Origin of the sequence: Shewanella sp. MM_2022_3, from assembly GCF_022557375.1 — a bacterium.
Taxonomy (GTDB): Bacteria; Pseudomonadota; Gammaproteobacteria; order Enterobacterales; family Shewanellaceae; genus Shewanella; species Shewanella xiamenensis.
The window spans coordinates 1-6,490 of sequence record NZ_JAKZGV010000086.1 but is presented as its reverse complement, the minus strand read 5'-3'; the positions used below and the strand labels follow the sequence as shown (position 1 = coordinate 6,490).

At 41.4% G+C, this 6,490-nt stretch carries 5 protein-coding genes; all 5 read right to left on the bottom strand.

Going from position 1 to position 6,490, the window contains the following annotated elements:
- A partial coding sequence (locus MMG82_RS20985; RefSeq protein ID WP_241407385.1) for a hypothetical protein occupies positions 1-241 on the bottom strand: 241 nt, incomplete at its 3' end.
- 50 nt (positions 242-291) lie between these two features.
- A complete protein-coding gene (locus tag MMG82_RS20980; RefSeq protein ID WP_241407384.1) occupies positions 292-927 on the bottom strand; it encodes a DMSO/selenate family reductase complex B subunit in 636 nt (211 codons plus the stop codon).
- Between the two features lie 10 nt (positions 928-937).
- Complete coding sequence (locus MMG82_RS20975; protein WP_241407383.1) at positions 938-3,397, bottom strand: molybdopterin-dependent oxidoreductase; 2,460 nt, start codon at positions 3,395-3,397, stop codon at positions 938-940.
- Between the two features lie 11 nt (positions 3,398-3,408).
- Complete coding sequence (locus tag MMG82_RS20970; RefSeq protein ID WP_241407382.1) at positions 3,409-5,409, bottom strand: MtrB/PioB family decaheme-associated outer membrane protein; 2,001 nt, start codon at positions 5,407-5,409, stop codon at positions 3,409-3,411.
- Positions 5,410-5,423: 14 nt separating this feature from the next.
- Positions 5,424-6,293 carry a DmsE family decaheme c-type cytochrome gene (locus MMG82_RS20965; protein ID WP_241407381.1) on the bottom strand — a complete coding sequence of 290 codons (870 nt, stop codon included), beginning with the start codon at positions 6,291-6,293 and terminating at the stop codon, positions 5,424-5,426.
- Between the last annotated feature and the right edge of the window lie 197 nt (positions 6,294-6,490).

The window sequence follows — 6,490 nt, the reverse complement described above, 5'->3', positions numbered from 1 at the left end:
TGAAATTTCCTACAAAAAGATTAAAATAATCTAAATTTATTTCATCATTATTTTCACTGTCTAAAGCTACTCTGATATTATTTAAAGTTGCCTTTTGTTCTGTTGAATACGAAGGCCAGAAACATTCAAAATCAAAATTACGAATACTATCTATGAAATTAGTTGGCTTATTATAAATAATTGTAGAGAAAAATTTACAGCAAGCAGATGCAAACAAATATTCACTAGCAGGGCTTTTCATTTAAATACCTCATAACTGGCCACTAAATTAAATCTAGTGGCCAATCTTTGTTAAACTTCAGATTTATTTTCTATCTTTCCATCATAGCTACCACTACTTCTGGCATGCTTGTTCTGTGTCACTAACAAACTAGGATTAGTTATTGATGGATTTGGTAATGGAGCTATATCACCACGTGTTGCATTAGGATATTTATCCTTTAATTCATTCATTGTTCCAAAATCGAGTGCTCTTTGTGGACAACCTGCTACACATCTAGGTAATTCGCCCTTCCTTACCTCATCTTCACATCCATCACATTTCGTCATAATTCTTCTGACAGGGTCTAGTTGTGGGGCATCATATGGACACGCTCTTGAGCAACTTCCACAACCAATGCAAATATTAGGGTCAATTTTTACTAGACCATTTCCTTTTTGTTTGTTGCATGCCCCAGTAGGACATGCTTTTACGCAAACGGGTTCGGAGCAATGATTGCAACCGATTGAAACATAGTAGGCAAATACATTACTTTTAATTGTTTTATCGTTATTTTGTATTGTAGTTCCTCCTACATACTCATATACTCTACGATTGTTTTGAGTTATTTCAGCGTCAAATTTAGATTTGCAAATAATCTGACAAGCTTTACATCCACTACATTTCCCACTATCAAAATGAAATCCTAATTGCGTAATATCTGCCATTTTAAATCCCTCAAGCTTTATATATTCTTACACGATTAGAGTACACACCTGTGCCCTTTGCAACTGGACTTGTCATCATGTGAGTTGTAAGGCTATTTACATTACCACCTATATCGACATTACCTACAGGTGTGAATTTAAATCCTTGTGCATATGAAATTACTCCAGGCATCACTCTATGAGTTAATCTAGCTTCTACCTTGATTTTTCCGTATTTTGATTCAATGATTATTTCATCACCGTCCAGTATACCATTTGCATCTGCTGGATTTATCCATGCAGCTCTTCTAACCGCTTCATTAAGCCATGAAGAGTTTGTATATCCAGAGTGAACATTTGATTTTGCGTGATAATTAACTAGCTGCAGCGGATATTCAGAAGCTTGTGTTTCATCTTCGAATCCTCCTGGAACTACCATATATTTAGGAATTGAATTTATATAATCCTTACCTAACCAATAATCTGGAATTATATTTTTTTCTGATAATTGTCTAAGCTTGTGAGAAAATATATCAATCTTCCCAGATGCTGTATTAAGAATGCCACCATTATTAACGTATTCATACATAGCGCAATGCTTTATTGCAGACTCATAAGATTCGTTACAAGGATTTGGAAATTTTACAATTTTTTTATCATACATTTCTTTTAATGTTGGAGGCAGTTCAGGATGGAGACTTTTTAATATAGAATACGCATGTTCTAAAACTTCGTATTCTGTCATTCCCATGCTAAATTCGTTCTCTATTCCTAATTTTCTCGCAATACCATCACATATTTCCCATGTTGACTTTGTATCTCCAATACGTGGTATTCCGGTAGTTGCAATAACGAAGGTCATAGAGCCTGATTGTAGATTCGAAAAAGGCAGATCAGTCTGCTCATACCATGTCATTTCTGGTAAGACGTAATCGCTATACATTGCAGTTGAGGACATGTGGTTTTCAATATTAATAATCAACTCTACATTGTTTTCATCTGATAATTCACTTGAAATTTTAAACGAATCACCCTGTTGACCTAAATGATTTCCTCCTCTTACCCATATGCACTTAATATTGGAACCAAGGTTTCCATCGCCATTTTCATCTATCTCATCTGCTGGTAATATAATGTCATCTTTTATAATTGTCATTTCTTTACCGCCCAGAATAGCTCGGGGCCATGCAGACATTCTTACTTTTGCATTAGTAGGGTGTGCTGGTACCGCAGGTAAGAAAAAAGCAGCATTAGTTGTATAAAAATCTGAATATGGCATATCACCATTCGACGTCCCTCTTTTACCAACAGCTCCAACCATCAAAGCTAATGTACTGACAGCCCTAATATTATCCTCACCATTTAGTTGCCGTTGAAGACTCCATCCTGCTATTACATATGGAGTTTTGGCTTTTGCTAGACGATTTGCGACATCTATAATTATTTCTGATGGTACGCCTGTAATTTTTGATGCCCATTCTGGTGTTTTTGGTATCCCATCCTTTACTCCAAGAATATGCGCTTCATAACACTCTTCATATGGTACTTCAGGTATTGTTAGAGACGGATTGTGCGGATCTTGCATTTCCGATTCTGCCCAGAAACCATAGCATTTTTCTTTTAGAAAATTTTTATCGATTTGATCAGTTGTTATAAGATGATATGCCATTGCTTCGCAGAGTGCAGCATCGGTTCCCGGCCTAATGAAATAGTGACTCTCTTCCCTTCCAAGCATTGAATCTGAATATCTAGGATCGAAACAAATTACAGGAGTATTTCCCTTTACATGCTGCCATTCAAAACCATATCCTGCACCACTTGCTCCAGTTTCCATTGGGTTAAAACCAAAAAATAAATATAAGTCAGAGAATTTTGATTCGACAATAGAAGAAAATGGTCTCGAGCCGTACATGTACGGCATAATTTTGTCTACCTGACTGAAGCTCATTGAACTAAATAGTCCTGTATATCCCCCCATGACATTAAGTAAATTATTAATTGGAGTTGCTGAGTATATCGCACCTGAAGAAGTCCCTCCGAGATTGAATACGGATCTAGAACCATATTTTTCATAAATAGCTTTTAGCTTTTGTGCAATTTCTGAAAATGCTAATTCCCAACTTATAGGTTCAAATTGTCCGCTACCCCGAACTCCGACGCGTTTCAGTGGCCTAAGAACCCTGTCTGGGTTATATATTTTTTGTTTTGCAGAGTGTCCACGAGCACAAGGTCTTTGTTGGCGTATATCAAATCCATCCTCTGACCCTTTTGTGGTTGTTTCTGGGGATACTTTAGTTATAACCCCATCAACAGTTGTAATCATTAATGGGCATGTTGCTTTGCAGTTAGCAAGACAAGCTGCTACTGTTATCACTTCATCTGGCTCTATTTCTTCGATCAAATCGACGTCAACAGAATTATCATTACATGCTGTCAAGCTACTCAATGTAGCTACACTAGCGCTAAATTTTAAAAAATCACGCCTTTCCATATATTTACCTTCTAGAGTATTAAATGAATACTTACCATAACTAAATGCGCATTGTAGTTATGGTTAAGTTCTCCCAGAGTAATTAACCCTGGTATGCTATTGACGCCTGATTCGGCATAGTCTGTATCGTAATAACGTTCGTACTGGTAACCCAGCTTGAGCCCTGCACTCTCACTCAAGGCATAACGCCCATATAGCTCGATACTGTGGTTATAGGAGTAGTAATCACCATATGGCAGGGCTTCGTTGTAGGTGATTAAGGTATCGCTTGCGGAGTTAGCAAATTGGTAATTGCCCCCAATGCTTAAGCGGTCATCCATCAGCCCGTCGAAGGTGAAACCGATATTGAGGTCGATAAACTCATCGTCGACATTGGTGTACCAATCTGGGGTGGAATAGGCTTGGCTACCTACTGTGTCAGAGTCAATCCATTGTTGCCCTGCGCTAGCAAAAACGTTGAATCTGTTGGAGAGTTGCGAACTGAGTTGTACGTTGTAACCGTAGTCCTGCACCTCAGTTAAACCAATGAGGGTGCTGTCGTAGTCGTCGCTGTTGTAATGGGCATCGAAATCAACTGTTAGCCATTGCAGGGGAGTATGATTAACCCTGAGTTCGAGCCCATTACGATTTCTATCAGCAAGGTAAAACTTGCGTAGCAGTGGATTTTCTTCGATGGAGGTGGCTTCTAGACTGTCGTAGGTTGAGCCACCACGGGTTTCGTAACTGGTTTTCAGGTCAACCACAGTTTTAGGGATGGCGCGGATATTCAGCTTGGCCCAAAGCGCACTGTCTTCGGTCTCTTCACGCTCGGTATAGTTACGCTCAACCGCTTTGTAATCAAAACCGCCGAGTAAGCGATAGTCGCTGTTGAAACGGTAACTACTCTGCAGTTTGAAGTTGGTGCGCTGAATATCCATCGCCACGTTTTGCTTAAAGGCGCCACTGACGTTGTCGACTTCAAATTGGGCAAAATCCCAAGTAGAGCTTTTATTGTCGCGGTCGCTGTAATCCAGTTGACCGTTCAGGCGCCAGCGGGGGCTCAGCATACTGCTAAAGCCGATACGCGCATCTAAGGTCTCCACTTCGCCGTCCCAGCTTTGCAGAGGATTACCGCTGATTTGGATTAGATTGTCATCCTGTACCATTCGGCCCGTCGCAAGACGACCGTTAATCACACTGCTGCCAAGCAAATATTGGCTTGTCAACGAGACTTGATGGGCGTCGTTATCTGGAGTGGCGGCATACACATTGTCGGCATAGGGCAGACTTAAGTGATTAATGTGATTGCGGTAGTAACTGCCGTTATAGGTCAGTTCACTCTGCCATTGATGCTGGTCTATGCTGATACCGGCATTTATATTTTGAGTTGTAGCATCCACGGGTAAGGCGAAGTTTATTGGACCAGAGTTGGCTAATAAACTGCTGCGACGATTTCCCGTTTTATCCTCGTGGTCATAGTTGATATAACCCTTAAGGCCGTTAAGCAGTGCATCTAACTCGCCTTCAAGGCCGACACCGACTTTTTCACGTTGTAATTCGAGGTCAAGGTAACGAGTGTGGCTATCGGGTAGCAGCAATCCATTGTTATGCCATAGTTGGGTTTGGGCCGTGGCGTCATAACGGGTCAGTAGGTTGTAATCAAGTTGGATGCCGCCCAGATTGTTTTTTCCAGTTTCCAAATGCAAATAACTGTTGTCCGAACCGAGTTCATCGGCTTGCATCGCTGCGTGGTATTCACCCTGACGATAACTCACATCGCCACCCACACTGCCGCGCCAGCCCGCATCACTGTCGCCAAAGCTGTTACCTGAGTGGATATCGTCACTGTTTGCCCAGCCAACATTGGCATTGACTTCGCCTTGATAGCCCTGCTTTACTGTACAGGACTTACATTGATAGGCGCTGGTGTTGACCAGGCTGGTATTGGCTTGCTTAACCGAAAAGTCTGCGGCGTTAACGCTTGCAGAGGCGGTCAGCAGTCCAATGGTGATTAAATTCAATTTAAACTTCATCTCAGACTCCTTAATCAACGCGCAAAATTGCTGCCAGCAGGGTGGTTGGAGCCGTGGATTTGGCTATGGCAATTCAAACAACCCATACCCGCACCAAAAGCATTGGTACTCGGTTGGCTAACCACACGGCTCGCATGGCCATCGTCGGCATGACATTGTTGGCATAACTGCGGCACACGTTGTTTAACTAGGGCCTCGTTCTCGCTGCCGTGAGGGTTATGGCAGGTTGAACAGTTTTCGGTGACGGGCGCATGCTCCCATAGGAAGGGGCCGCGTTTTTCGGCATGACAGCTATAACAAGTGTCATTTACCGTGGCTTTTTTGAGGGCGCTCTCATTCGATGAGCCGTGGGGGGCATGGCAATCGATACAGGTCATCTGGTCCCATTTCAACGGATGGGATGAGCGTTTGCTCATGTCAGCTTTTTCGCGGGCATGACATGAGGTACAGGTCTGATTTACTTGTTGTTTGTCTAAGATTGGGTCTTTTGCGGCATGCACCTGATGGCAATCTGCACAAGCGATTTCTTCCATATTATGCAAGCTGCTGTGCCAACCTGTTTTCTCAGTATTTTGGTGGCAACCCAAACAAACCGTATTTTGGCTTGGTGCAGGTAATTGGCTATCGCGTCCAAAAGTAATCATCGGCTCTTTGCCGCCTTTATTGTGCTCGCCAATAGGCCCATGACACGCTTCACATTGCAATCCAGCCATTGGGGATTTGCTATTATTGATATCGCCATGTACCCCATCAAAAATAGCCATGACAGTGGTATTTTTGCGATGACACATTAAACAAGTATCTGCACCCTTCGCAGAATATTTTCCTTCAGAAAATTTGTGTGTAAGCCTCTGCTCAACATTGCTATTTCCTTTTTTATCCATAACTGTCGACGCATATGGTAGACAAGTGTAAAAAAGGAATGCACTTACTAATAAAATTTTAATTTTTTCCATAATATTTAGGCGCACTGATATAAACTTTGCCCAGTTTATATTTTTAAAATGGCTTTTAAACGCAACTAGTTTACAATTTTATATTCAACGCTCACAACTTAGTAAGATTTATCTCATCAACAGTC